The sequence below is a fragment of the Haematobacter massiliensis genome (assembly GCF_000740795.1).
Classification (GTDB): domain Bacteria; phylum Pseudomonadota; class Alphaproteobacteria; order Rhodobacterales; family Rhodobacteraceae; genus Haematobacter; species Haematobacter massiliensis.
Genome location: NZ_JGYG01000003.1, coordinates 253764 through 278420, shown reverse-complemented (window position 1 = coordinate 278420; position 24657 = coordinate 253764). Strand labels below are relative to the sequence as shown.

Annotated in this window: 24 protein-coding genes; 18 read left to right on the top strand and 6 right to left on the bottom strand. The window is 65.6% G+C overall.

The genetic code is table 11. The features are described from left to right. Positions 1 to 139: 139 nt before the first annotated feature. Both rlmH and rsfS read right to left on the bottom strand, forming a co-directional pair. The gene (rlmH, locus tag CN97_RS07130) at positions 140 to 607 is read right to left on the bottom strand and encodes a 23S rRNA (pseudouridine(1915)-N(3))-methyltransferase RlmH (protein ID WP_035709098.1); all 468 of its coding nucleotides are present in this window, start codon (positions 605 to 607) and stop codon (positions 140 to 142) included. A gap of 79 nt (positions 608 to 686) precedes the next feature. Further along, complete coding sequence (gene rsfS / locus CN97_RS07125; RefSeq protein ID WP_051911032.1) at positions 687 to 1058, bottom strand: ribosome silencing factor; 372 nt, start codon at positions 1056 to 1058, stop codon at positions 687 to 689. A 329-nt stretch (positions 1059 to 1387) separates the two neighbouring features. Here rsfS and CN97_RS07120 point away from each other — a divergent pair, with 329 nt between their 5' ends. The 8 genes from CN97_RS07120 (at position 1388) to queG (ending at position 9695) form a co-directional block, all read left to right on the top strand. Next, on the top strand, positions 1388 to 1933 hold the full coding sequence (locus CN97_RS07120; protein WP_035709095.1) for a glutathione peroxidase: 546 nt from the start codon (positions 1388 to 1390) through the stop codon (positions 1931 to 1933). 394 nt (positions 1934 to 2327) lie between these two features. Next, a complete protein-coding gene (leuC, locus tag CN97_RS07115; protein ID WP_035709093.1) occupies positions 2328 to 3770 on the top strand; it encodes a 3-isopropylmalate dehydratase large subunit in 1443 nt (480 codons plus the stop codon). After that, positions 3770 to 4375, top strand: a complete 606-nt coding sequence (leuD, locus tag CN97_RS07110; protein ID WP_035709089.1) for a 3-isopropylmalate dehydratase small subunit — start codon at positions 3770 to 3772, stop codon at positions 4373 to 4375. The genes leuC and leuD overlap by 1 nt, the downstream gene beginning before the upstream one ends. Positions 4376 to 4540: 165 nt before the next feature. Next, entirely contained in the window at positions 4541 to 5701 is a 1161-nt protein-coding gene (locus tag CN97_RS07105) for an endonuclease/exonuclease/phosphatase family protein (protein WP_131389564.1), read from the top strand. Positions 5702 to 5794: 93 nt separating this feature from the next. Further along, on the top strand, positions 5795 to 6895 hold the full coding sequence (gene leuB / locus CN97_RS07100; RefSeq protein ID WP_035709086.1) for a 3-isopropylmalate dehydrogenase: 1101 nt from the start codon (positions 5795 to 5797) through the stop codon (positions 6893 to 6895). A gap of 270 nt (positions 6896 to 7165) precedes the next feature. Then, positions 7166 to 7903, top strand: coding sequence for a monofunctional biosynthetic peptidoglycan transglycosylase (mtgA, locus tag CN97_RS07095; RefSeq protein WP_035709084.1), 738 nt, complete (start codon positions 7166 to 7168; stop codon positions 7901 to 7903). A gap of 96 nt (positions 7904 to 7999) precedes the next feature. After that, positions 8000 to 8665, top strand: coding sequence for an FtsZ-binding protein FzlA (fzlA, locus tag CN97_RS07090; protein ID WP_035709082.1), 666 nt, complete (start codon positions 8000 to 8002; stop codon positions 8663 to 8665). Next, a complete protein-coding gene (gene queG / locus CN97_RS07085) occupies positions 8646 to 9695 on the top strand; it encodes a tRNA epoxyqueuosine(34) reductase QueG (RefSeq protein WP_035709079.1) in 1050 nt (349 codons plus the stop codon). The genes fzlA and queG overlap by 20 nt, the downstream gene beginning before the upstream one ends. Here queG and CN97_RS07080 read toward each other — a convergent pair. Further along, the gene (locus CN97_RS07080) at positions 9679 to 10356 is read right to left on the bottom strand and encodes a hypothetical protein (RefSeq protein ID WP_035709074.1); all 678 of its coding nucleotides are present in this window, start codon (positions 10354 to 10356) and stop codon (positions 9679 to 9681) included. The two genes, queG and CN97_RS07080, sit on opposite strands and share 17 nt — an antisense overlap. A gap of 659 nt (positions 10357 to 11015) precedes the next feature. Then, complete coding sequence (locus tag CN97_RS07075; RefSeq protein ID WP_035709071.1) at positions 11016 to 11885, bottom strand: branched-chain amino acid aminotransferase; 870 nt, start codon at positions 11883 to 11885, stop codon at positions 11016 to 11018. 181 nt (positions 11886 to 12066) lie between these two features. On the opposite strand from CN97_RS07075, the gene CN97_RS07070 reads away from it, so the two are divergent. The 6 genes from CN97_RS07070 (at position 12067) to CN97_RS07045 (ending at position 17801) form a co-directional block, all read left to right on the top strand. Next, the gene (locus CN97_RS07070) at positions 12067 to 12579 is read left to right on the top strand and encodes a MarR family winged helix-turn-helix transcriptional regulator (protein WP_035709068.1); all 513 of its coding nucleotides are present in this window, start codon (positions 12067 to 12069) and stop codon (positions 12577 to 12579) included. A gap of 5 nt (positions 12580 to 12584) precedes the next feature. Continuing rightward, entirely contained in the window at positions 12585 to 13280 is a 696-nt protein-coding gene (locus tag CN97_RS07065; RefSeq protein WP_084684047.1) for a response regulator, read from the top strand. A 163-nt stretch (positions 13281 to 13443) separates the two neighbouring features. Then, the gene (locus CN97_RS07060) at positions 13444 to 13680 is read left to right on the top strand and encodes an exodeoxyribonuclease VII small subunit (RefSeq protein WP_035709062.1); all 237 of its coding nucleotides are present in this window, start codon (positions 13444 to 13446) and stop codon (positions 13678 to 13680) included. Positions 13681 to 13685: 5 nt separating this feature from the next. Beyond that, positions 13686 to 14555: a polyprenyl synthetase family protein gene (locus tag CN97_RS07055; RefSeq protein WP_035709059.1), complete on the top strand. Its 870-nt coding sequence runs from the start codon at positions 13686 to 13688 to the stop codon at positions 14553 to 14555. Between the two features lie 10 nt (positions 14556 to 14565). After that, on the top strand, positions 14566 to 16482 hold the full coding sequence (dxs, locus tag CN97_RS07050) for a 1-deoxy-D-xylulose-5-phosphate synthase (protein ID WP_035709056.1): 1917 nt from the start codon (positions 14566 to 14568) through the stop codon (positions 16480 to 16482). Positions 16483 to 16583: 101 nt separating this feature from the next. After that, the gene (locus tag CN97_RS07045) at positions 16584 to 17801 is read left to right on the top strand and encodes an MFS transporter (RefSeq protein ID WP_035709054.1); all 1218 of its coding nucleotides are present in this window, start codon (positions 16584 to 16586) and stop codon (positions 17799 to 17801) included. Here the strand turns inward: CN97_RS07045 and CN97_RS07040 are convergent. Further along, a complete protein-coding gene (locus tag CN97_RS07040) occupies positions 17781 to 18674 on the bottom strand; it encodes an SDR family oxidoreductase (protein WP_242685189.1) in 894 nt (297 codons plus the stop codon). The two genes, CN97_RS07045 and CN97_RS07040, sit on opposite strands and share 21 nt — an antisense overlap. A 59-nt stretch (positions 18675 to 18733) precedes the next feature. On the opposite strand from CN97_RS07040, the gene ade reads away from it, so the two are divergent. From ade to CN97_RS07020, 4 genes are all read left to right on the top strand, one after another. Next, on the top strand, positions 18734 to 20539 hold the full coding sequence (gene ade / locus CN97_RS07035) for an adenine deaminase (protein WP_035709051.1): 1806 nt from the start codon (positions 18734 to 18736) through the stop codon (positions 20537 to 20539). A gap of 26 nt (positions 20540 to 20565) precedes the next feature. Next, positions 20566 to 22026 (top strand): AMP nucleosidase, encoded by a 1461-nt coding sequence (locus CN97_RS07030; RefSeq protein ID WP_084684046.1) that lies wholly within the window; start codon positions 20566 to 20568, stop codon positions 22024 to 22026. Between the two features lie 129 nt (positions 22027 to 22155). Further along, on the top strand, positions 22156 to 22443 hold the full coding sequence (locus CN97_RS07025; protein ID WP_035709049.1) for an HU family DNA-binding protein: 288 nt from the start codon (positions 22156 to 22158) through the stop codon (positions 22441 to 22443). A 58-nt stretch (positions 22444 to 22501) separates the two neighbouring features. Beyond that, positions 22502 to 23395: a DMT family transporter gene (locus tag CN97_RS07020; protein WP_035709045.1), complete on the top strand. Its 894-nt coding sequence runs from the start codon at positions 22502 to 22504 to the stop codon at positions 23393 to 23395. A gap of 106 nt (positions 23396 to 23501) precedes the next feature. Here the strand turns inward: CN97_RS07020 and aroC are convergent, their stop codons facing one another. Beyond that, complete coding sequence (gene aroC, locus CN97_RS07015; protein ID WP_035709042.1) at positions 23502 to 24602, bottom strand: chorismate synthase; 1101 nt, start codon at positions 24600 to 24602, stop codon at positions 23502 to 23504. Positions 24603 to 24657: the final 55 nt, after the last annotated feature.

The following is a 24657-nucleotide window of genomic DNA, read 5'->3' as shown; positions in this document are numbered from 1 at the left end:
GGTTCTACGCTCCGCCGCTGCGCAAGGCAACTCCGCCGCCCGCCGGTGACGGTTTCGTGCGGGGGCCGAGCATGGCCATTGCGAGCATGGCGATTGTCAGGGTGGACACTACCGGCCAGGGCGGGCTCCGGCAGAGATTTCAGGCGCGGTGGTAAGGGGTTCCGGCGATGATGGTCGCGGCGCGGTAGAGCTGTTCGGCCAGCATCACCCGGACAAGCATGTGCGGCCAGACCATCGTGCCGAGGGAGATGGCGGCGTCGGCCCTGTCGCGCAGGGCGGGAGACAGCCCGTCCGCCCCGCCGATCACGAAGGCCACGTCGCGGCCCTGATCGCGCCAGCGGACAAGCATCGCGGCAAAGTCGGGGGATGAGGGCATCTGCCCCCGCTCGTCCATCACGACGGTCAGGGCGCCAGCGGGCAGACTGCGTTGCAGAAGCTCCGCCTCCGCAGCCATGCCGCCGCCCTTGCGGTCCTCAACCTCCGCGATCGTCGCGGGGCCAAGGCCGTGCGGGCGGCCGGTGCGGTCGAAACGTGCGAGGTAATCCGCAACAAGCTCCGCCTCCGGGCCGCTTCGAAGCCGGCCCACGGCGCAAATCTGCACTTTCACGGCGCGTCACATCCTCGGCACCGCTGATGCAGCACCCCTCCGCCCGATCGTCCCGCAGGCCGTCAGGCAGGTCCAAGGCTCACGCGGCGCGGGGGCCGGTGGGCATCCACATCTTCTCGAGCTGATAGAACTCGCGCACTTCCGGGCGGAAGACGTGAACGATGACATCGGCGGCGTCGATCAGCACCCAGTCGCCCTGCTCCTTGCCCTCGATCTTGCAGGAGCGACGATAGTCCTCCTTCAGGCGCTCGACGAGCTTATCGGCGATGGCGGCCACCTGGCGGGACGACCGACCGGAGCAGATCACCATGTAATCGGCAACCGATGACCGGCCCCTGAGGTCGATCGTCACGATCTCCTCGGCCTTGTCGTCATCCAGAGAGGCGACGATGCGGGACAGCAGCTCCTCACTGGAGGGCTCTGCGATGGTCCCTTCGGGTGCGGCGCTCAAGGCCTCTGCTCCCGGAGCGGTCTTGGCGCCGACCGCGGGCGATACGTACGACAGGACATTGTCCTCCTTGATCTGCGCGCCCGATCCTCCCCGGCGCCGGGACGCTTATCCATTTAACACTTCGACGGCGATTTCTCAATGCACAGCGGCCCCGGATTCGTGCCCTTACTGCCGTGATTTTCAGCTAACCGCGCAGAAGTGATGAGCATTGACAGGCGGGGGTGACGGCGCGGCCCGGCTGGGGCATGGTGCGTGACGGCATCCGGCGGATGGCATTCGCCGATACCCTTGCCGGACAGCCGCTGACAAACCCCTGCCGGAGACCCTCCATGGCTACGCTCACCACCCTTCCGCTCACCCGTATCGACGGCAGCCCCGACACGCTTGGCGCCCATGCCGGCAAGGTGCTCCTCGTCGTCAATGTCGCGTCGAAATGCGGCCTCACCCCGCAATATGCCGGGCTGGAGGCGCTCTACGAGGCCAAGAAGGATCAGGGTTTTGAAGTGCTGGGCTTCCCCGCGAACGACTTTCTGGGGCAGGAGCCCGGGTCGGACGGTGAGATCGCGGAGTTCTGCTCCGTCACTTATGACGTCACCTTTCCCATGTTCTCCAAGATTTCCGTGGCCGGCGCCGACCGCCATCCGCTCTATACCGCGCTAACCGAGGCGATCCCGGAGGCGGAGGGCGAGGGCCCCTGGCGCGCCCGGCTGGAGGGTAAGGGGATCGCCATGAACCCCAAGCCGGAGGTGCAGTGGAACTTCGAGAAATTCCTGGTGTCCCGCGCGGGAGAGGTGGTTGCCCGCTTTGCCCCGGATATCCCGGCGGATGACCCCCGTGTCGTCGCGGCGATCGACGCGGAGCTGGCGAAGGGTTGATCTTCGTCGCGGGAGGGCGCAGCGGCTGAGCTTTGTGGCGGAGGCTGACGTTGGAACGAGGGCGGAACCGACGCTGTGCTTCCCGCAGGCTGCGCGCAACAAACTTGCTTGCCGCGCGTAACCGCAATCCGGTTGTTGCGCCATGCGGCGGTAGGTGCTTGCCTGCCGCCGGAAATGCCGATATGAGAGCGGCCATGAGAGGCTTCGTCTATTTCAATATCCACGACCGCGCACGGCTTCCGGGCCGCTTTTTCGGCGTGGAGCATTCGATCCTCGGGCGACTTTGATCGCGCGGGCGGCGCCGTCACGCGTCCGCCCCATGCGCCTTGCGACACTCTTCCGAAAAGCCGCGCGCATTGCCGCGCAACAGCCATTCCGAACGGAGTGAATTCCGATGTCAGCCGACACCGTCAGCCGCGGTCCCCGCACGCTCTACGACAAGATCTGGGACGATCACGTCGTGCACCAGTCCGAAGACGGCACCTGCCTGCTCTATATAGACCGCCACCTCGTGCATGAGGTGACGAGCCCGCAGGCCTTCGAAGGTCTGCGCATGACGGGCCGCAAGGTCCGCGCACCCGAGAAGACCATCGCCGTGCCCGATCACAACGTCCCCACCACCTGGGACCGCGAGAAGGGCATCGACAACGAGGAATCCCGGATTCAGGTCGATGCGCTGGACAAGAACGCCCGCGATTTCGGCGTGGTCTATTATCCCGTGAACGACATCCGTCAGGGAATCGTCCACATCGTCGGGCCGGAGCAGGGCTGGACGCTCCCCGGCATGACCGTCGTCTGCGGCGACAGCCATACCGCGACGCACGGCGCCTTCGGAGCGCTGGCGCATGGCATCGGCACGTCGGAGGTGGAGCATGTGCTTGCCACCCAGACGCTGATCCAGAAGAAGTCCAAGAACATGAAGGTGGAGATCACCGGCAGCCTGCGCCCCGGTGTCACGGCGAAGGACATCACGCTTTCCGTCATCGGCGCGACTGGCACGGCAGGCGGCACCGGCTATGTCATCGAATATTGCGGCCAGGCGATTCGCGAGCTGTCCATGGAAGGCCGGATGACGGTCTGCAACATGGCGATCGAAGGCGGGGCGCGGGCGGGGCTGATCGCGCCGGACGAGACGACCTTCGCCTATGTCATGGGCCGGCCGCATGCGCCCAAGGGCGCGGCCTGGGAGGCAGCGGTCGCCTACTGGGAGACCCTCTTCACCGATGAGGGCGCGCATTACGACAAGGTGGTGGTGCTGAAGGGCGAGGATATTGCCCCGGTGGTGACTTGGGGCACCAGCCCGGAGGACGTGCTGCCGATCACCGGCATCGTGCCGAACCCAGAGGATTTTCCCGGCGCAAAGGCGGAAGCTGCGCGGCGCAGCCTCGACTACATGGGTCTGACGCCCGGAACCCCGCTGTCGGAGATCCCGATCGACGCCGTGTTCATCGGTTCCTGCACCAATGGCCGGATCGAGGATCTGCGCGCCGCCGCCGCCGTGCTGAAAGGGCGCAAGCTCGCCTCGGGCGTGCGGGGCATGGTGGTGCCGGGATCGGGCCTCGTCCGGTTGCAGGCGGAGGAGGAGGGCCTGGCTGACATCTTCCGCGCGGCCGGGTTTGAATGGCGGCTGGCGGGATGCTCCATGTGCCTCGGCATGAACCCCGATCAGCTCGCCCCCGGCGAGCGCTGCGCGGGCACCTCCAACCGCAATTTCGAGGGCCGCATGGGCCGCGGCGGGCGCACGCATCTGATGAGCCCCGCCATGGCCGCTGCTGCAGGCGTTGCCGGCCATCTGGTGGATGTGCGCGAACTGACCGGCGAAAGGGAGATTGCCTGATGGACCGCTTCACCACGCTGACCGGGGTCGCAGCGCCGATGCCGCTGGTCAATATCGACACGGACATGATCATCCCCAAGCAGTTCCTCAAGACGATCAAGCGCACAGGGCTGGGCAAGAACCTGTTCGACGAGATGCGCTATGAGTCCGACGGGACGGAGAAGCCGGATTTCGTGCTGAACCAGCCCGCCTACCGCAATGCGGAGATCATCGTCGCGGGCGACAACTTCGGCTGCGGATCCTCGCGCGAGCATGCGCCCTGGGCGCTTCTGGACTTCGGCATCCGCTGCGTGGTTTCCACCAGCTTTGCCGACATCTTCTACAATAACTGCTTCAAGAATGGCATTCTGCCGATCACGCTTCCGCAGGAGCAGGTGGATCGGCTGATGGAGGATGCCCGTCGCGGCTCCAACGCGCGGATCACCGTGGATCTCGAGGCGCAGACCGTATCCGCCTCGGAAGGTGAGGTTTTCCACTTCGAGATCGACCCGTTCCGCAAGCACTGCCTGCTGAATGGTCTCGACGACATCGGTCTGACGCTGGAGAACGCGGGCGACATCGACGCCTATGAGGCAAAGACGCGGATGTCCCGCCCCTGGGCCTGACCGGACCGTGGTCTGCGTAAAAGCCGGTCAACGGGTTTGACCTATTAGGCACTGGACGGGCTTCGAACCGCCGCAGAGCGGATTTCCCGGCTGCCGGAGCGTTGTCATTCGGAGCTTGCCGCGCCTGTTAACCGTGTCTTAGGAAAGTCGTGGCATTCTATGGGGATGCTGCGGCTTCTCCTCCTGCTGTTCCTCGCCACACCTGCCTTTGCGGGTGACCGGCTGCGGCTTGCGCAATATACAACCGAACTCACCCGTGATGGGCCGGGCCTGCTGTATCGTGATCTGCTGAAACCGGCCGCGCCGGCGGTGGAAACCGCGGTGCGCCGGATCGTGGCGGCGGGGGCGGATGTGCTGCTGCTGTGCGGCATCGACTGGGACCACGACGGGCTGGCGCTCAATGCGCTTGCGGATCGGGTGAGGGCGGCGGGGATCGACTATCCACATCGCCTGGCGCTCCGGCCGAATACCGGCATGGCGACGAGGCTGGATCTGAATGGCGATGGTCGCCTGGGCGGACCGGCCGACGCGCAGGGTTTCGGCAATTTCAGCGGGGAGAAGGGAATGGCCATCCTGTCCCGCCTGCCCATTGCGCGGGAGGAGATCGTCGATCACAGCACGATGCTCTGGCGCGATCTTCCGGGCAATCTCTCTCCCCTGACGGGCCGGGCGGCGGAGATGCAAAGGCTCTCCACCACCGGGCATTGGCAGGTGCCGCTCCTGTGGGAGGGCGGGCGGTTGACGCTGCTGACATGGTGTGCGGGGCCGCCAGCCTCTGGCGGGGAACTGAGCCTCCGGCGCAATCACGACGAAACCGCGTTCTGGGGCGCTCTGCTGGATGGAGGTCTGGGAGTACCGCCTTCACCGCCGTTCGTGCTGATGGGGGGCGCCAATCTGGACCCGGAAGGCGGCGATGGCATGCGTCAGGCCATGGTGCGCCTTCTGGCCGATCCACGTCTGACCGATCCCCGCCCCGCCGATGCGCAGGGGGGCAAGGCGACGGCGGACTGGACGATGCTGCGCTCCGGCAAGCAGGGGCCGGGGCGGTTGCGTGTTGACTATGTCCTGCCCTCCCGCGATCTGATCCTTCTCTCCGGCGCTCTGCTTTCTGCGGAAGGGGAGGACCGCCACGCCGTCGTGGTGGTGGATGTTGCTCTCCCCGCGGCGCGCGCGGCGGCAGCGCATGGAATAGCCCCGCGGTACGCCGTCGATCCCCTCCCGTCGCCGCGGGCGGAGCAAGCGACTGCCGCAGGGCCGGGACCGGACTTGCCGGCACTCTCCGCCGAGACGGTCGGAGCCATGCGGGATCTGCCGGTTCGGCAGTGAGTCCGCGGCCCAAAATCTCCGCTCTGATGCACGCCGCTTGACCGGCGAGAGGACGACGGCTAGGCCATCACGGCGTATTAGGAGGAATTGCCCATGTCTAACCCGTCGCTTCTCATCCTGCCCGGCGATGGCATCGGCCCCGAAGTGATGACCGAGGTTCGCAAGGTCATCGACTGGTTCGCCGGTCAGGGCCTTGTCTTCGACATTCACGAGGGCCTTGTCGGCGGCTGCTCCTATGACGCGCATGGCACGCCACTCACGGACGAGACGATGGAGCTGGCGCAATCGGTGGATGCCGTGCTGCTCGGCGCGGTGGGCGGCCCGAAATACGATGTGCTGGACTTTTCGGTGAAGCCGGAGCGCGGGCTTCTGCGCCTGCGCAAGGAGATGGACCTCTACGCGAACCTTCGGCCCGCACAGTGTTTTGACGCACTGGCCGATTTCTCCTCGCTCAAGCGCGAGGTGGTTGCCGGCCTCGACATCATGATCGTGCGAGAGTTGACCTCGGGCGTCTATTTTGGCGAACCGCGCGGCATCTTCATCGAAGGCAATGAGCGGGTCGGCATCAATACCCAGCGCTATACGGAATCCGAGATCGCCCGCGTTGCCCGCTCGGCTTTCGAACTGGCGCGGCGGCGTAACAACAAGGTCTGCTCGATGGAGAAGGCCAATGTGATGGAATCGGGCGTTCTGTGGCGTGAAGTCGTCCAGAAGATCCATGACGACGAATATCCCGATGTGGAGCTGACGCATATGTATGCCGATGCCGGCGCCATGCAGCTTACCCGCTGGCCCAGGCAATTCGACGTGATCGTGACGGACAACCTCTTCGGTGATCTACTGTCCGACCTCGCCGCGATGCTCACCGGCTCCCTCGGCATGCTGCCCTCCGCAAGCCTTGGTGCGCCGATGGCGAACGGGCGGCCGAAGGCGCTCTATGAGCCGGTGCACGGCTCCGCGCCGGATATCGCGGGGCAGGGGAAGGCCAACCCGATCGCGTGCATTCTCTCCTTCGCCATGGCGCTGCGCTACTCTTTCGACCGTGGCGCAGAGGCCGACCGGCTGGAACGCGCGGTGGAGAAAGTGCTGGCCGACGGCGATCGGACGGCTGATCTCATGCAGGCGGGCGACCGCGCCCCGCTCAGCACCTCGCAGATGGGCGATGCCATCGTCCGGGCGCTGGCGGAGGTCTGACCCACTTTCGCCTGCCGGATGAAGCGATCGCAAATCCGGCAGGTGTTGTCCGGGTCGCCCTCGCAGGGCGGAGGAGGCAGAGAGCCAGACGTCTCCTCCCCATATGCGCTGTGTAAGCGACCCTGAATGCCGCTTGATTGGCCACTGCAGGAGCGTATCCGCCCGGTGGGCAGCCTCCGGTGTGCCGCTCATAATCAACAGCGGTCGTTTTCCACATCCGCACATCATGTCGCACTTGACCGGTGAGACGCCACATGGTCTGGCTCCGCCATGGCGAAACCCGCAAAGACTGCCCGCCGGAAGGCCGCTTCAACTCCGTCGCGTGTCAGTCTCGCGCCCGGTCGGAAGGACGTGGTCCGTTGGGCGATCCGGGCAGCGATCGGGCTGGTCGCCGTACTGCTTGCCGCTGTGCTGTTCTTCTCGGTCTTCAATCCGCCCACGACCATCTACATGGCCGCCGAATCCCGCAGGCTCGGAGGGGTTGAACAGGAATGGGTGGATTTCGACAACGTGGCCCCCTCGATGGCACGCTCCATCGTCGCGGCGGAGGATGCGAATTTCTGCCTGCACTGGGGCTTCGACATGGGGGAGATAAGGCGCGCCATCGACGCAGGTGGCCAGCGCGGTGCCTCGACCATCAGCCAGCAGACGGTGAAGAACGTCTATCTCTGGCAGGGCCGCTCCTGGCCCCGGAAGGCGTTGGAAGCCGTGCTGACGCCCTTGGTAGAGACGTTCTGGTCCAAGCAGCGGATCCTTGAAGTCTACATGAACGTGGCGGAATTCGGTGAGGGGGTTTTCGGCGTTCAGGCGGCGGCGCGGCATTACTACAATGTCGATGCCGCCCGGCTCACGCCCTCTCAGTCTGCCCGGCTGGCCGCGATTCTGCCCGACCCGAAAGGTCGTGACCCGCGCCGGCCAACGGCGTTCGTTCAGCGTCGCGCGGCCGCGATACAGGATGGGGCGCAGACGATCCGCGCGGACGGGCGCGCAAACTGTTTCACCGGCTGAGGCGGGTTTCCCTTCGGACGGGATTGAAATTCCCCGCTGCGGACGCGATGAAAGGCCATTCCACCCGATATCCATGAAGCGCGAGACGACGCAGCGATGAACAGGCTCTTTCACTTCCCCCTCTCTCCCTTCTCCCGCAAGGTCCGTCTCACACTTGCGGAGAAGAGGATCGAGGTCGAGCTGGTGGAGGAGCGTTACTGGGAGCCGAACCAGGATTTCCTGCGCCGCAACCCTGCCGGCAAGGTTCCGGTCCTGCGACTTAACAACCGTGTCCTGTCCGAAAGTCAGGCGATCTGCGAATATCTGGAGGAGACCGTACCGAATCCGCCGCTGTTTCCCAAAAGCCCCGACGAACGCTTCGAGGTGCGCCGGCTCTGCGCCTGGTTCGACGACAAGTTCCACCATGAGGTCACGTCCAAGCTGCTCTATGAGCGGGTGAACAAGAAGATCATGGGCCTCGGCTATCCCGACAGCAAGAACGTCAAGTCGGGCGCGCAGAAGATCAAGTATCACCTCGATTATATGGGCTGGCTGCTCGACCAGCGCCGCTGGCTGGCGGGAGACGTGATGACGCTGGCCGATTTCGCCGCCGCGGCCCATCTGTCCTGTCTCGACTACATCTCCGACGTGGATTGGAACCGGGCCGCCAACGTGCGGGACTGGTATGCCAAGATCAAGTCGCGCCCGTCGTTCCGCTCGCTGCTGGCCGATCAGGTGCCGGGCTTCCCGCCCCCCAGGCACTATGCCGACCTCGACTTCTGACCTGAAGACACGCCTGGTCGCCCAGGCGCTGGCAGAGGGCTTCTCCGCCGCCCGCCTCTGTCGCCCCACGGATATCCCCGAAGTGCCGGAGCGTTACCAAGCTTTCCTGGACGCCGGGTTTCATGGCCAGATGGGCTGGCTCGCGGAGCGGGTGCATTGGCGGACGGAGCCGGCCGCGCTCTGGCCGGAGGCGCGTTCCGTCATCATGCTGGCGGAGAGCTATACGCCTGAGGAGAATCCCATGGCCGCCGTCGCTCGACGCGACAGGGGGGCGATCTCCGTCTATGCCCGGGGCAAGGATTATCACGATCTGGTGAAGAAACGGCTGAAGCGGCTTGCCCGATGGCTGATCGCCGAAGGCGGTGGCGAGGTGAAGGTGTTCGTCGATACCGCACCGGTGCCGGAGAAGCCGCTGGCGCAAGCGGCGGGGCTGGGTTGGCAGGGCAAGCACACCAATCTCGTCAGCCGCGAGATGGGCAACTGGTTCTTTCTGGGCGCGATCTTTACCACGCTGGACCTGCCGTCGGACGCGCCGGAGGTGGATCACTGCGGTTCCTGCACGCGTTGTCAGGTCGCCTGTCCGACGGATGCCTTTCCCGCGCCCTATCAACTGGATGCCCGCCGCTGCATCTCCTACCTGACCATCGAGCATCGCGGCCCGGTGGAGGAGCCGCTACGGGAGCGGATGGGCAATCGCATCTATGGCTGCGACGATTGTCTGGCGGCCTGCCCGTGGAACAAGTTCGCGGTCGAGGCGCGGGAGACGCGCTATGCCGCGCGGGAGGATCTGGTCTCGCCGCCTTTGGCGGAACTGGCGCTTTTGGACGATGAAGCCTTTCGCGAGCGCTTTTCCGGTAGCCCCATCAAGCGGATCGGGCGCGACAGATTTGTGCGCAACGTGCTCTACGCCATCGGAAATTCCGGGATGGCCGCCCTGGCCCCGGTAGCGCGGGATCGCTTGTGTGATCCCGATCCGGTGGTGGCGGAGGCGGCGGCATGGGCTCTTGCCCGGCTCACTCCGCCGGGCTGATCATCGCGCTGCTGGTCCGTGTGACGGGCAGGCTGGCCCAGATGCCCGCACCGATCGCCACCGCGAGCGAACCGAAGACGATCTCGCCCGCATCCTCCGCAATCCCGACCAGGGACAGGGTCGCTGCCTCCGGGTAGTGCAGGCGCATATAGGCGCCGAGCGCGTCCATGCCGATGGCGCAGGCCACCAGCCCGACGAAAGGAAGCACGAAAAGCGCGGCCCGTGCGAGCCACTCCCGGTTTGATCGCAGGATCCCGAAGAGCATCGCGATGCCGGCGAGGAGGCCCAGCAGTCCGAAGACATAGATCTCGCCAATATCCGCCCGGGGCAGGCCGAAGGTGGGCAGGTCGGGCATTGCGGATACCAGGCGCCGCCCGCCCTTTTCATGGATCATCAACATGTCGTCGGCCAACACCACGGTGAAGAAGACGGCCAGCCCGGCAAAGACCGGCACCCTCCAGACCCAGGCGATCGCAGCGCAGGCGGCAGCCACGAGCGCCCATTTCAAATAGAGGAGACGGGACGCGAGGCTGGTTTCACTGATGATGTTGAACCGGTCGGGCACGTTCGGCGTCTGCGCGACATGCAGTCCGATAAGCACCATATCGAGGAGGAGAAGCCCGATTAGAACCAGATAGAACGTACGATTGAACGCAATCATAGGACCACCCTCTCCATGTATTAAGAAAATATGACGAAAATATGACGTATTTGTCAAATATATTTGTAGAAAACGATTCTATGAAGTGAAATCGTTACATTTTTGTGATGATAATGAAATATTGTTGCGTTTCCCCCGTCGGCGAGACCGAGGCGGTTCGGAAAAGAAACTGGATAGAACGTTCTTGGGGTGCTATAAACTTTACCCATGTCCTCGGAATTCAGCCCATTAAACAGGCGGGAGAAAAACAACGATGAGACATAGCGAAAGCCTGAAACCACCTGTGGAGAATGCGTCCGATCTGTGGCGCCGGCAGGAGGTCGTCCTCGGCGAAGATCCTGCGCCGGCCTCGCTGACGCTGATGCAGCGATCTCGTACGCAAGGAGATGCGCGCCGCATGACGGAGTTTCTACGGATAGATCGGGGCCGAGAGGCCTGACATTCGCGGCAAGGACGGGTCGGGGAGGCTGCCTGTCCAATCCAGCGCAGGGCTAGAATCCGGCGCCCGCTGCGCCTGTCCCGATCACTTGCGCGATCTGAGCCGGTCCTCATCGCAAGGGGGATGTGCAGGTATTAAGTTTTCCCGCATTTCGATGCGGGACATTCGCCCCTCATCACGGGGCGACAGGTCCGGGTCGATTGACCCGGACCTTTTTCGTTCAGGCGCGCACATGCGCCTCATAGGTTTGAGCGATGTCGCGGGTGATCGCACCGACCTCGAAGTTGTAGTCACCGATCTGACCCACTGGCGTGACTTCCGCCGCCGTGCCGGTCAGGAAGCATTGCTGGAACCCTTCCATCTCGGCGGGCAGGATATGCCGTTCATGCACCTTGATCTGCTTATCGCGAAGCAGGCCGATCACCGTCTGGCGCGTGATACCATTGAGGAAGCTGTCGGCCAGCGGCGTATGCACCTCGCCGTCCTTGATGAAGAAGATGTTCGCGCCGGTCGCTTCCGCCACATAGCCGCGGTAGTCGAAGAACAGCGCGTCGGAGCAGCCTTTGGCCTGCGCCGCATGTTTCGACATCGTGCAGATCATGTATAGGCCCGCCGCCTTGGCCTCCGCCGGGATGGTTTCGGGCGAGGGCCGCTTCCATTTGGAGATGTCGAGCTTCGCGCCCTTCATCTTGGCATCGCCGTAATAGGCTCCCCATCCCCAAGTGGCGATCGCGAGCCGCACCGGATTGCCGATCGCGGAAACGCCCATCTCGTCACCCGCGCCGCGGAAGGCAAGTGCGCGCACATAGCCGTCGGTCAGCCCGTTGGCCTTGAGGACCGCGTCCTTCGCCGCGTCGATTTCCTCAACAGTGAAGGGAATTTCCATGTCGAGCAGGTTGGCCGAGTGGTGGAGCCGCTGGGAATGTTCGGTGCCTTTGAAAATCTTGCCGTTGTAGCACCGCTCACCCTCAAATACCGCGGAGGCATAGTGCAGGGCATGGGTCAGCACATGCACCTGCGCGTCCCGCCATTCCACCAGTTTGCCATCCATCCAGATCTTGCCATCGCGGTCTTCGTACGAGCCGGCCATCGGGCCATTCCTTTCGTGTTTCCCCGCCTCGGGGATTTCCTTGGCGAATCTTGCGCCGCGATTTCTTCATCTTGAAGAATATTGCGCGCAAGCCCGGCGGAGCTATCAATTGATTCTTGGAAAGTCAACATGCCTGACGTAAACACGGTTTCCAGGTGCCACGGAGCAAAAGGGGTCGAGGTTGGCGGAAGGTATCGGCGCATCGCCCGTGCAGGGCGAGGGACTGCTGTTTCTGACGGACGAACAGCTGCGCAAGGGCATCGAGGCGATGTTCTTTGCCTATCGCGGATTTACCGCAGACCCTGACCGGATTCTGGAGCAGTACGACTATGGCCGCGCCCATCACCGGGCGATGCACTTCATCCACCGCGTCCCGGGGACCACGGTGAACAATCTGCTCGCGATCCTCGGCGTGACCAAGCAATCACTGAACCGTGTCCTGCGGGCGCTGGTGGAGGACGGGCTGGTCGAAAGCCGGGTGGGGCGCAACGACAAGCGGGAGCGGCATCTTTACCTGACGGAGCGCGGCACCGCACTGGAGCGCGACCTGTCGGAGGCGCAGCGGGCACGGATGCGCGCGGCCTACAGGGCGGCGGGGCCGGAGGCGGTGGCGGGGTTCCGGCAGGTGCTGGAGGCGATGATGGATACGGAGATGCGCCGGCTCTATGGCGGATTGAAGGAGCAGGGATCGTGACGGAGATTTCCGCGCCGCATCTGCTGATCGTCGATGACGACCAGCGGATCCGCGGCCTTTTGCAGAAATTCCTGATACGGAACGGATTTCTCGTATCCACCGCACGGGATGCGGCGCAGGCGCGGCGGTTGCTCGCAGGGCTGGAATTCGATCTTCTGGTGCTTGACGTGATGATGCCGGGCGAGGACGGGATCAGCCTGACACAATCGCTCCGTGAGGACCTGGATACGCCGATCCTGCTGCTGACGGCGAAGGGTGAGGCGGATGACCGCATCAAGGGGCTCGAGGCGGGGGCGGACGACTATCTGACGAAACCCTTCGAGCCGCGGGAGCTTCTGCTGCGCATCAATGCGATCCTGCGCCGGGTGCCTGCTGCGCGGCCCGAGCAGGTCGGCCCGAAGGTCATCCAGCTTGGCCCCGTACGATATGACGTTGAGCGGGGCGAGATGTGGCGCGGGCCGGATCACGTTCGGTTGACGGCGACGGAGGTCGCGCTGATGCGTATCTTCGCGGCCAATCCGGGTGAGGCGCTGACCCGCGAGAAGCTTGTGGAAGATCTGGGGCGCGACAAGGGGCAGGCGCAGGAACGCGCCGTCGATGTGCAGATCACCCGCCTGCGCCGCAAGATCGAGGAGGATCCGCGTCAGCCCCGCTATCTGCAGACCGTGCGGGGCGAAGGCTACATGCTGGCGCCCGACTGAACGGAGAGGCATGACTGCAGCCCGAGGGCCCGGAAAGCCGGGGGCATCGAACCCCCGGTTTTCCGGCTGCCGCGGGACATCGGTGGAACGGGCAACCGCTGTAGGGCGGCTCGACTCCGGCGCAGCCTTGTGATTTCAGGGGCGCGAACCAAGGAGACCGGCCATGACGCAGCCCGTGACGGAGCTGAGCTTCGAGGAAGCGCTGAAGGAACTGGAGCAGGTGGTAAGCCAGCTCGAACGGGGGGAGGTGGCGCTGGAGGCGTCCATCGCCCTTTATGAGCGCGGCAACGCGCTTCGCCAGCATTGCGAGGCGAAGCTGCGTGCCGCGGAGGAACGGGTCGAGCAGATCACGCTCCAGAACGGTCAGCCGACGGGAACGCGGCCGGCGGAGGGGCTCTGACACCGATGTTCGAGGAGGCGCTGCGCGCGGCGGCCGAACGGGTGGAGGCACGGCTTCAGGCGGCGCTCTCTCCCATCGGCGATCTGCCGGTGATCGAGGCGATGCGGTACGCGGTCAGCGGCGGCAAGCGGGTGCGGGCCTTTCTGGTCATGGAGGGCGCGCGGCTGCATGGCATTCCGCCTGAACAGGCGGTCCATGCGGCGGCGGCGGTCGAGGCGGTCCATGCCTATTCGCTCGTCCATGACGACCTGCCCGCGATGGATGACGATGACCTGCGCCGGGGTCAGCCGACGGTTCATGTGAAATGGGACGAGGCAACGGCGATCCTGGCTGGCGATGCCTTGCAGACACTGGCCTTCGATCTCCTCTCCCGGCCGGAGACGGCGCCGGACGCCGCTACCCGGCTCCAGCTCATTGCCGGGCTGGCGCGGGCGACGGGCGCGGAGGGAATGGTGCTGGGCCAGGCACAGGACATCGCAGCGGAGACGGCGGCCCGCCCCCTGACGCTGGAGGAGATCACCGTCCTGCAGGCCAACAAGACGGGGGCGCTGTTCCGCTGGTCGGCGGAGGCGGGGCCGCTGCTGGCAGGGGCGAACCCGCGACCGATGCGCGCCTATGCCGAGGCCCTGGGTCTCGCCTTCCAGATCGCGGACGACATTCTGGATGCCGAGGGCGACCCGGCAAAGGCCGGAAAACGTCTGCGCAAGGATGCGGAGGCGGGCAAGGCCACGTTCGTGTCGCTTCTCGGGCTCGACGGTGCGCGGAAACGTGCCATCTCGCTGGTGGAGGAGGCGTGCGCGGCGCTCACCCCATATGGGGACGAGGCGGAACGGTTGCGTGACACCGCCCGTTTCGTTATCGCCCGGGAGATGTAGGGAGGCCTCGATGAGCCAGAAACCCGTGACGCCGCATCTGGACCGGGTGCGGCTGCCCGCCGACCTTAAAGGACTGACCGACCGAGAGTTGTCCGCCGTGGCGGACGAGTTGCGCGCCGAGACCATTTCCGCCGTGTCGGAAACCGGGGGGCATCTCGGTGCGGGGCTGGGCGTCGTGGAACTGACTGTCGCGCTTCACGCGGTATTCGATGCGCCGCGTGACAAGATCATCTGGGATGTCTCCCACCAGTCCTATCCGCACAAGATCCTCACCGGGCGGCGGGAGCGGATCCGTACGCTTCGCCAGAAGAACGGGTTGTCTGGCTTCACCAAGCGGTCGGAAAGCCCCTACGATCCGTTCGGAGCGGCGCATTCCTCCACCTCCATCTCCGCCGCGCTTGGATTTGCCGTGGCGCGCGATCTGGGGGCGGAGGGCGTGGGCGATGCGGTGGCCATCATCGGCGACGGCTCCATGTCCGCAGGCATGGCCTTCGAGGCCATGAACAACGCAGGCCATCTGGGCAAGCGGCTGTTCGTGATCCTGAACGACAACGACATGTCCATCGCACCGCCGGTCGGTGCGCTGTCCTCCTATCTCGCCCGGCTTTACGCGGGTGAGCCGTTTCAGGAACTGAAGGCGGCGGCGCGCGGCGCCGTGCGCTTCCTTCCGCCGCCGATGCAGGAAGGGGCGCGCCGCGCCAAGGAGATGCTGAAGGGCATGACCGTGGGCGGCACGCTGTTCGAGGAGCTGGGTTTCTCCTACATTGGTCCGATCGATGGGCACGATATGGAGCAGCTTCTGGCCGTGCTGCGCACCGCGAAGGCGCGGGCGCGGGGGCCGGTGCTGATCCATGCGATCACCCGCAAGGGCAAGGGTTACGCTCCCGCGGAGGCCGCACTCGACAAGGGCCACGCCACCGCGAAGTTCGATGTGCTCACCGGGAAACAGGCGAAAGCGCCGAGCAATGCGCCAAGCTATACCAGCGTTTTCGCCAAGGCGCTGCTGTCGGAAGCGGAGCGGGACGACAAGATCGTCGCGGTCACTGCCGCCATGCCGGACGGCACCGGGCTGAACCTCTTCGCCGAACGGTTCCCGAAGCGCTGTTTTGATGTCGGGATCGCCGAGCAACATGCGGTGACCTTCGCCGCCGGGCTGGCAGCGGGCGGGATGAAGCCGTTCTGCGCGCTTTATTCGACCTTTCTCCAGCGCGGCTACGATCAGGTGGTGCATGACGTTGCCATTCAGCGCCTGCCAGTCCGCTTCGCCATCGACAGGGCGGGGCTGGTCGGGGCGGATGGCGCGACGCATGCCGGCTCCTTCGACATCGCCTTTCTCGCCAATCTGCCCGGCATGGTGGTGATGGCCGCAGCGGATGAGGCGGAGCTGATCCACATGGTCGCGACCGCCGCCGCGCTGGATGACCGGCCGTCCGCCTTCCGTTACCCGCGGGGCGAGGGGGTCGGCGTCGATCTGCCGGAGCGCGGCCAGCCGCTGGAGATCGGCCGGGGCCGTATCGTGTCGGAGGGAAACCGTGTGGCGCTCCTCTCCTTCGGCACGCGGCTTGCGGAGGTGAACGCCGCCGCCGAGGCGCTGGCGCAGCGGGGTCTGCGGCCCACGGTGGCCGATGCGCGCTTCGCAAAGCCACTGGACCGGGAGCTGATCCTGCGGCTTGCCCGCGAGCATGAGGCAATGATCACTCTGGAAGAAGGCGCGGTCGGCGGCTTCGGCAGCCACGTCGCGCAGCTTCTGGCGGAGGAAGGCGTGTTCGACAAGGGCTTCCGCTTCCGCTCCATGGTGCTGCCGGACATCTTCATTGATCAGGCGAGCATGGAGGACATGTACGCCGTTGCGGGCATGAATGCCGCCGAGATTGAGGCGAAGGTGCTGGAAGTCTTGGGCGTCGCGCGGATCGAACGGCGGGCTTGATCCCGCCATTCGCTTGCTGCAATGCAGAAATACCTGACGGACCCCCTTGAATGGCGGGCCCATTATGCGACATCTCGCCTCAGCAATCGCGGGATCCCGACATGACCGATTCACTCACCATCGCTCAGGCGCCGGTACGGCTTGTGCTCTTCGCTCTGGCGATGGGCGGGTTTGCCATCGGTACCACCGAATTCGCGGCGATGTCGCTGGTTCCGTACTTCTCCCCGGCGCTCGGCATTGACGCGGCGACGGCGAGCCATGTGATTTCCGCCTATGCACTGGGCGTCGTCGTGGGCGCGCCGGTACTGGCCGTGCTGGGCGCGCGGATGCCGCGCAAGCGCCTCCTCCTCATCCTCATGGCGGTTTTCGGGATCGCCAATGTGGCGGCGGCGCTGTCTCCCAGCTATCCGGTGATGCTGCTGTTCCGCTTCCTGGCGGGGCTGCCGCATGGGGCCTATTTCGGCGTGGCGAGCCTGATGGCCGCCTCCCTCGTGCCGCCGAACCGGCGGACATGGGCCGTGTCCATGCTGATGATCGGCCTGACCATCGCTACCGTGCTGGGCGTGCCGATGGCCAATGTGATGGGCCAGACAATCGGCTGGCGCTGGGGCTTCGGTGTGGTGGGGGTGCTGGCGCTCCTGACCTTCGGGCTGATCCTGCGGCTCGCCCCCGATCCTCCTGCCGATCCGGCGGCAAACCCGCTCCGGGAGCTGTCGGCGCTTGGCAACCGGCAGGTCTGGCTGACGCTGCTGACGGGAGCGGTGGGCTTCGGCGGGCTGTTTGCGGTCTATACCTACGTGGCGTCCACCCTGCTGACGGTGACGATGGCCCCGGAATGGGCGGTGCCGATCGTGTTCATGGTCTTCGGCCTCGGGATGACCGCGGGGACGCTCATCGTCGGGCGGATCGCCGACCGTGGGCTGATGGCGACGGCGGCGGGTATCCTGATCTTCTCCGCAGCCATGCTGTTTCTCTATCCGTTCAGCGTGCACAGCCTCTGGACCATCGCGCCCTGCGTCTTCCTGATCGGGGCGGGCGGGTCGCTCGGGCTGGTCTTGCAGACCCGGCTGATGGATGTCGCGGGCGATGCCCAGACATTGGCGGCGGCGCTGAACCACTCCGCTTTCAACGCTGCGAATGCTCTGGGGCCATGGCTGGCCGCGATGGTGCTGACGGCGGGCTACGGCTTTCCGGCATCGGGCTTCGTTGGCGGCGCGCTGGCGCTGGGTGGCCTTCTGCTGCTGGGCGTGACCGTCTGGGATGCCCGCCGGTCCGAGCGCCGTTCCGGGGTCGCCTGTTCAGTCCAGCCCTGCGAGTGACGGCGACAGGAGCGAGGCCAGCCCCTCCCGATAGGTCGGATAGCGGAGCGTGACAGCCAGATCGCGCTTGATCCTGTCGTTCCTGACCCGGCGATTGTCGCGGTAGAAGGCGCGCGCCATCGGCGTCATCTCCGCCTCCTCGAAGGGGACGGCGGGGGGCGCGGGCAGGCCCGCCATCCGGGCGGCGGCCTCCACGACATCCTGCGGCGGGGCAGGCAGATCGTCGCAGACATTGTAGATCGCACCCGGATCGGGCCGCGCGATGGAGGCGGCCAGCACCTCGGCCGCATCCTCCACATGGATGCGGCAGAAGACCTGTCCCTCCTTCACGATACGATGCGCGGTGCCCGCACGGAGCTTCTCGAACGGGCCGCGCCCCGGGCCGTAGATCCCGGCAAGCCTGAAGATGTGGAGTGGCAGGCCCGTCTGCGCCGCGAGTGCCTGCCATGCCTGCTCCGCCATCAGCCTGCGGTCGCGGTGGCCCTCCGTGGCGCGGGGCGGGGTTGTCTCGTCCACCCATCCACCGCCGTGATCGCCATAGACCCCGGTGGAGGAAAGATACCCGACCCAGGCGAGTTTCGGGGCGGCCTTGCCGATCGCCTCCCCCGCCAGCGTCAGAAACGGATCCCCCTCCATCCCGGGCGCGGCGGAGATGAGCAGATGCGTCGCCGCCTCCAGCGCGGGGCGGAGATCGGCAGGCATAAGGAGCGGCTCCACTCCCCGGGCTGCGAAAGCCTCGGCCCTTGCCGCGTCCCGCGTGGTTCCGATGATGCGCCAGTCCGGCAGACGCCGCTCCAGAAAGCCGGCCGTGTAGCCGTGGCCGAGCGACAGGAGAGTGGGAGTGCGGGATTCGGCGGGGAGAGGCATGGTCATGGGGCAACTGTCATCGCAATATCACTTGAACGCAACGCCGCAGGGTGAAAATCTCGGGCATGGAACGCAAAGTCTCTCCCCTTCAGAGCTGGGCCGATACGGCCCCCCTTCTGGTCGCCGTCGCCGCGGGACGCGCGCCGGCCGATCTGGTCATCACCGGCGGCAAGGTCGTCTCGGTCCACACACGTGAGGTGCTGGACGGCTGGCAGGTCGCCATCGCCGCCGGACGCTTTGCCTATGTGGGGCCGGACGCCTCGCACTGCATCGGCCCGGACACCGAGGTGATCGACGCCGAAGGGCGTTACCTGATCCCCGGTCTCTGCGACGGACACATGCATATCGAAAGCGGCATGTTGATCCCGGCTGAATTCGCCGCTGCCGTCATCCCGCACGGCACGACGACCATGTTCACCGACCCGCATGAGATCGCGAACGTGCTTGGGCTGGAAGGCGTGCGGATGATGCATGACGAGGCGCTGATGCAGCCTGTCAACATCTTCACCCAGATGCCCTCCTGCGCGCCTTCTGCACTTGGACTGGAAACTACGGGCTTCGCCATCAGCGCCGATGACGTGGCGGAGGCGATGACCTGGCCCGGCATTATCGGGCTGGGCGAGATGATGAACTTCCCCGGCGTGGTGAACGGTGATCCGCAGATGCTGGCGGAGATCGCGGCCACGCAACGCGCGGGCAAGACGGTTGGCGGACACTATGCCTCTCCCGACCTCGGCCCGGCCTTCCACGCCTATGCCGCCGGCGGCCCGGCGGACGACCATGAAGGCACGCGGGTTGACGATGCCATCGCCCGCACACGGCAGGGCATGCGGATCATGATGCGCCTTGGCTCCGCATGGTATGATGTGGAGACGCAGATCAAGGCCGTCACCGAACGTGGCCTCGATCCGCGGAGCTTCATTCTCTGCACCGACGACTGCCATTCCGGCACGCTGGTGAACGAGGGGCACATGAACCGTGTGCTGCGCCATGCCATCTCCTGCGGTTGCGATCCGCTGGTGGCGCTGCAGATGGCGACGATCAACACCGCCACGCATTTCGGGCTGGAGCGGGAACTGGGGTCCATCGCGCCGGGGCGGCGGGCGGATCTGATCCTGACCTCCGACCTGATGATGCTGCCCATCGAGCGGGTGATCGCGCGGGGGGTGACGGTGGCGGAGGATGGCGAGCTGAAGGTGGCCTGCCCGCATCTCGACTGGCCGGAGGCCGCGCGGCAGACGGTGCATCTGGGCAAGGTGCTGCAAGGGGACGACTTCCTGATCGCCGCGCCGGAGGGGGCGAATACCGTTACCGCCCGCGTCATCGGCGTGGTGGAGAACCAGGCTCCGACCAAGGCGCTGACGATAGACCTTGCCGTCACGGATGGTCGCGTGGAGCCGGACGAGGCTCGCGATGTGGCGCAGATCGCGCTGGTCGAGCGGCATCGGGGCACCGGCGGCGTTGTGAACGGCTTCGTCTCCGGCTTCGGCTACTCGGGGCGGATGGCGATCGCCTCCACCGTCGCGCATGACAGCCACCACATGATCGTCGTAGGCACCGACCGCGACATGATGGCCAGCGCCGCGAACCGGCTGGGGGAGATCGGCGGCGGCATCACCGTGTGGAAGGACGGTGCGGAGATCGCCTCCGTGCCGCTCCCGATCGCGGGGTTGATGAGCGACCGGCCCGCAGAAGAGGTGGCCGCGGCAGCGGAGCGCATGGTGCGCGCCATGGCGGACTGCGGTTGCCGGTTGAACAACGCCTATATGCAGCATTCGCTTCTGGCGCTCGTGGTGATCCCGGAGATCCGCATCTCGGATCTCGGGCTCGTCGATGTCACGACCTTCGAGTTGACGGAGCTTTTCACGTGAACCTCGCGTCCCTGCCCAAGAACAACCTGCCGATCCGCACCCCCCCCTTGCGTGAGCCGCAGCTTTTCGACGATCCCGCCGCCGCGGTGGCTTTCGTGCGGGAGCTGTATGACGAGGCGACAGCCTTCCTTCGCGACCGCTTCGGAGAGACGCTGAATGGTGGCTCGATCCGCGCCCGGTACCGCGCCTTCTACCCGGAAATCCGCATCACGACGACAAGCTACGGCAAGATCGACAGCCGTCTGTCCTTTGGCTACGTGGCCGAGCCGGGGGAGTATTCGACGACCGTGACCCGTCCCGACCTGTTCGAGGCCTACCTGACCCAGCAGATCGGTCTCGTCATGCAGAACCACGGCGTGCCGGTGGCCGTGGGTCCGTCGGTCACGCCGATCCCGCTGCATTTCGCCATGTCGAGCGAGGGGTTCACCGTCCCGCAGGAGGCCGCGCTGGACTTTCCGCTGCGCGACATCTTCGATGTGCCGAACCTCAACACCATGAACGACGACATCGTGAACGGCTACGACATCCGGCATGAGGATGGCTCGCGTGCGCTGGCGCCCTTCACGGCGCAGCGGGTGGATTACTCGCTGGCCCGGTTGCAGCACTATACCGCCACGGCGGCGGAGCATTTCCAGAACTTCGTCCTGTTCACCAACTACCAGTTCTATGTAGAGGAGTTCGAGGCCTATGCCCGGGCCTGCCTCGCCGATCCGGTGAGCGGCTATACCTCCTTCGTCGGTCCCGGCGGGGTGGAGATCACCGGCGCCGGCGATCCGCTGCCGCAGCTGGGGAAGATGCCGCAGATGCCTTCCTACCATCTGAAGCGACCGGGGGCTGCGGGGATCACGCTGGTGAACATCGGTGTCGGGCCGTCCAATGCCAAGACAGCCACCGACCATATCGCCGTGCTGCGCCCGCACGCCTGGCTGATGGTCGGACACTGCGCGGGGCTGCGATCCAGCCAGTCGCTCGGGGATTTCGTGCTCGCACACGGCTATCTGCGCGAGGATCACGTTCTGGACGACGACCTGCCCGTCTGGGTGCCGATCCCCGCGCTTGCGGAGATTCAGGTGGCGCTGGAGGATGCGGTGGAGGAGGTGACCGAGCTGGAGGGCTATGAGCTGAAACGCATCATGCGCACCGGCACCGTGGCCACGATCGACAACCGCAACTGGGAACTGCGCGACCAGTCCGGCCCCGTCCAGCGGCTGAGCCAGAGCCGCGCCGTGGCGCTGGATATGGAGAGCGCGACCATCGCCGCCAACGGTTTCCGCTTCCGCGTGCCTTACGGGACATTGCTCTGCGTGTCGGACAAACCGCTCCATGGGGAGCTGAAGCTTCCCGGCATGGCCAGCGCCTTTTACCGCACGCAGGTCTCCCGGCATCTGAAGATCGGCGTCAGGGCCATGGAACTGCTGCGGGAGACGCCGCTGGAGCGCATGCACAGCCGCAAGTTGCGTTCCTTTGAGGAGACAGCCTTTCTTTAAAGGCCGATTTCCGCCTTACCCCACGCGAAACGGCTTGAAATGCGCGATGAAAACCTGTGTAGCAAGCGACATGCCCTTAAAATGACGGGCCGATAACAACACAAGCGGGACTATACGAGGAGTGTTCTGATGTCGAAAGCGCTGACCAAGACCCAACTGGTCGCCGCCCTGGCCGAAGAGATGGGCTCGGACAAGAAGACGGCGACGGCTGCGCTCGACGCAATCGCGTCCGTGGTGACCAAGGAAGTGGTGGCCGGCGGTGCCGTGACGCTTCCGGGCCTTGGCAAGATCGTCTGCCGGACCCGCCCCGAGCGTCAGGTGCGCAACCCTGCCACCGGCGAGCAGATCACCAAGCCGGCGGACAAGGTGGTGAAGATCACCGTTGCCAAGGCTCTCAAAGACAGCATCAACGCCTGAGCCGAATATCGAAGGGCCGCCCGCAAGGAGCGGCCCTTTCCATTTCCGGGGGGGGAATATGGATGTCCGCGCGCTCCTGATGGGGCTGACCTTCGCCGTCATCTGGTCGTCGGCCTTCACTGCAGCCCGGATCGTCGTTACGGCCGTTCCGCCGCTCTACGCGCTGTCAGGGCGCTTTCTGCTGGCGGGGATATGCGGGATCCTGCTTGCTGTCTCCCTCGGTCAGACGGCGCGGCTGACGCGTGCGCAATGGATTTCGGTGATCGTGTTCGGCGTGTGCCAGAACGCGCTCTACCTCGGGCTGAACTTTGTGGGCATGCAGACTGTGGAGGCTTCGCTCGCTGCCATCGTCGGCTCCACCATGCCGCTGCTGGTGGCGCTGTTCGGCTGGCTCATCCTTGGCGAGCGTCCGCGCCCTTTGGGCATCGCGGGACTGGTCGCAGGTATGGTCGGCGTCGCGCTCATCATGGCGGGGCGGATCAGCGGCGGGGTGGACCCATGGGGGCTGTTTCTGCTCTGCCTCGGTGCACTCGCGCTCACCGCCGCGACGCTGGCGGTGAGGGGAACGTCGGGGAGCGGCAACCTCCTGATGGTGGTGGGGTTGCAGATGCTGGTCGGAGCTGCGGTGCTGCTGCCGATCGCCCTCCTGACAGAGCCGTTCCATCTGGACGGCAGCCCGCGGGTGCTGGCGGCCTTTCTCTATATGGTTTTCGTCCCGGGCCTGTTTGCGACATGGCTCTGGTTCCGGCTGGTGCTGCGGATCGGCGCGGTCAAGGCGGCGACCTTCCACTTCCTCAACCCGTTCTTCGGCGTGGCCGTCGCTGCCGTCCTGCTGGGCGAGCCGGTGCATGGCGCCGACCTGATCGGCGTGCTGATCATCATGGCAGGGATTCTCGCGGTGCAGCTCTCCAAGCAGATCCGCACCCGCCCGGTTCTGGCAGAGAGCCAGTAAGCGCACGCACCGCAGCGGGGCAGCTCGTCTGCCGGGTGGCTTTTTACATCCGTGGCGTTTACGGCGGGCCTTGGCATCCTGCCCCCCGCCGTGGAGGGCCCGCAGATCAGCCAATCTCCCCGCGCGCGCCGCCGGTCTGGGCGCGGTCGAGCAGCAGGTGGTCAAGCAGGACACAGGCCATCATCGCCTCGCCCACCGGCACGGCGCGGATACCGACGGAAGGATCGTGGCGGCCCTTGGTGACCAGTTCCGCTTCCGAGCCGTCCTTCGTCACCGTCCGTCGCGAGGTCAGGATGGATGACGTGGGCTTCACGGCGAAGCGCACCACTACCGGCTGACCGCTGGAGATGCCGCCCAGAATCCCGCCCGCGTGGTTTGACGTGAAGTAGGGGCCCTGATTACCCATGCGCAGCTCATCGGCATTTTCCACCCCGGTCAGGGCGGCCGCCGCGAATCCGTCGCCGATTTCCACCCCTTTCACCGCGTTGATCGACATCATCGCGGCGGCGAGGTCGCTGTCCAGCTTGCCGTAGATCGGCGCGCCAAGACCGGGGGGTACGCCTTCGGCCACCACCTCGATCACCGCACCGACGGAATTGCCCGCCTTGCGCAGCGCGTCGAGCGAGGCCGCCCAGCGTTCCGCCGCCGCCGCATCCGGCGACCAGAACGGGTTCCGTTCGATTTCGAGAGCGTCGAACCTGTCGCGGTCGATGGCATCCGCGCCGAGCTGCACGAGATAGCCGGTGATCCGCAACTCGGGGACGAGCCGCGCGAGCACCTCCCTTGCGATACCGCCCGCGGCGACCCTGGCGGCGGTTTCCCGCGCCGAGGAACGTCCGCCCCCGCGATAGTCGCGGATGCCGTATTTCTGCCAGTAGGTGATGTCCGCATGGCCGGGACGGAAGGCATTGGCGATCTCGCCATAGTCCTTCGACCGCTGGTCGGTGTTGCGGATCATGAGCTGGATCGGTGTGCCCGTGGTGACGCCCTCGAAGGTGCCGGAGAGGATTTCGACCTCATCGGCTTCTCGGCGCTGGGTGGTGAAACGGCTCTGACCTGGCTTGCGCCTGTCCATCCATGCCTGAACACGCGTCAGGTCGATCGGTATGCCGGGAGGGCAACCATCCACCGTCGCGCCGAGCGCCGGCCCGTGACTCTCCCCCCAGGTGGTGACGCGAAAGACGTGGCCGAACGTGTTTAGGCTCATGGAGGCTCTCCTTCGCCCGCCCGTTTAGCGGCTGCGGAGGCGTCTGGAAAGCCTT

Coding starts and splice junctions, on each gene's coding strand:
- mtgA (WP_035709084.1), top strand. CDS start 7,166: ATGGCGAAACCCGCAAAGACTGCCCGCCGGAAGGCCGCTTCAACTCCG.
- aroC (WP_035709042.1), bottom strand. CDS start 24,602: ATGAGCCTAAACACGTTCGGCCACGTCTTTCGCGTCACCACCTGGGGG.
- CN97_RS07060 (WP_035709062.1), top strand. CDS start 13,444: ATGACGCAGCCCGTGACGGAGCTGAGCTTCGAGGAAGCGCTGAAGGAA.
- leuC (WP_035709093.1), top strand. CDS start 2,328: ATGTCAGCCGACACCGTCAGCCGCGGTCCCCGCACGCTCTACGACAAG.
- CN97_RS07055 (WP_035709059.1), top strand. CDS start 13,686: ATGTTCGAGGAGGCGCTGCGCGCGGCGGCCGAACGGGTGGAGGCACGG.
- CN97_RS07120 (WP_035709095.1), top strand. CDS start 1,388: ATGGCTACGCTCACCACCCTTCCGCTCACCCGTATCGACGGCAGCCCC.
- dxs (WP_035709056.1), top strand. CDS start 14,566: ATGAGCCAGAAACCCGTGACGCCGCATCTGGACCGGGTGCGGCTGCCC.
- CN97_RS07080 (WP_035709074.1), bottom strand. CDS start 10,356: ATGATTGCGTTCAATCGTACGTTCTATCTGGTTCTAATCGGGCTTCTC.
- CN97_RS07040 (WP_242685189.1), bottom strand. CDS start 18,674: ATGACCATGCCTCTCCCCGCCGAATCCCGCACTCCCACTCTCCTGTCG.
- ade (WP_035709051.1), top strand. CDS start 18,734: ATGGAACGCAAAGTCTCTCCCCTTCAGAGCTGGGCCGATACGGCCCCC.
- fzlA (WP_035709082.1), top strand. CDS start 8,000: ATGAACAGGCTCTTTCACTTCCCCCTCTCTCCCTTCTCCCGCAAGGTC.
- CN97_RS07025 (WP_035709049.1), top strand. CDS start 22,156: ATGTCGAAAGCGCTGACCAAGACCCAACTGGTCGCCGCCCTGGCCGAA.
- CN97_RS07075 (WP_035709071.1), bottom strand. CDS start 11,885: ATGGCCGGCTCGTACGAAGACCGCGATGGCAAGATCTGGATGGATGGC.
- leuB (WP_035709086.1), top strand. CDS start 5,795: ATGTCTAACCCGTCGCTTCTCATCCTGCCCGGCGATGGCATCGGCCCC.
- queG (WP_035709079.1), top strand. CDS start 8,646: ATGCCGACCTCGACTTCTGACCTGAAGACACGCCTGGTCGCCCAGGCG.
- CN97_RS07020 (WP_035709045.1), top strand. CDS start 22,502: ATGGATGTCCGCGCGCTCCTGATGGGGCTGACCTTCGCCGTCATCTGG.
- CN97_RS07105 (WP_131389564.1), top strand. CDS start 4,541: ATGCTGCGGCTTCTCCTCCTGCTGTTCCTCGCCACACCTGCCTTTGCG.
- leuD (WP_035709089.1), top strand. CDS start 3,770: ATGGACCGCTTCACCACGCTGACCGGGGTCGCAGCGCCGATGCCGCTG.
- CN97_RS07045 (WP_035709054.1), top strand. CDS start 16,584: ATGACCGATTCACTCACCATCGCTCAGGCGCCGGTACGGCTTGTGCTC.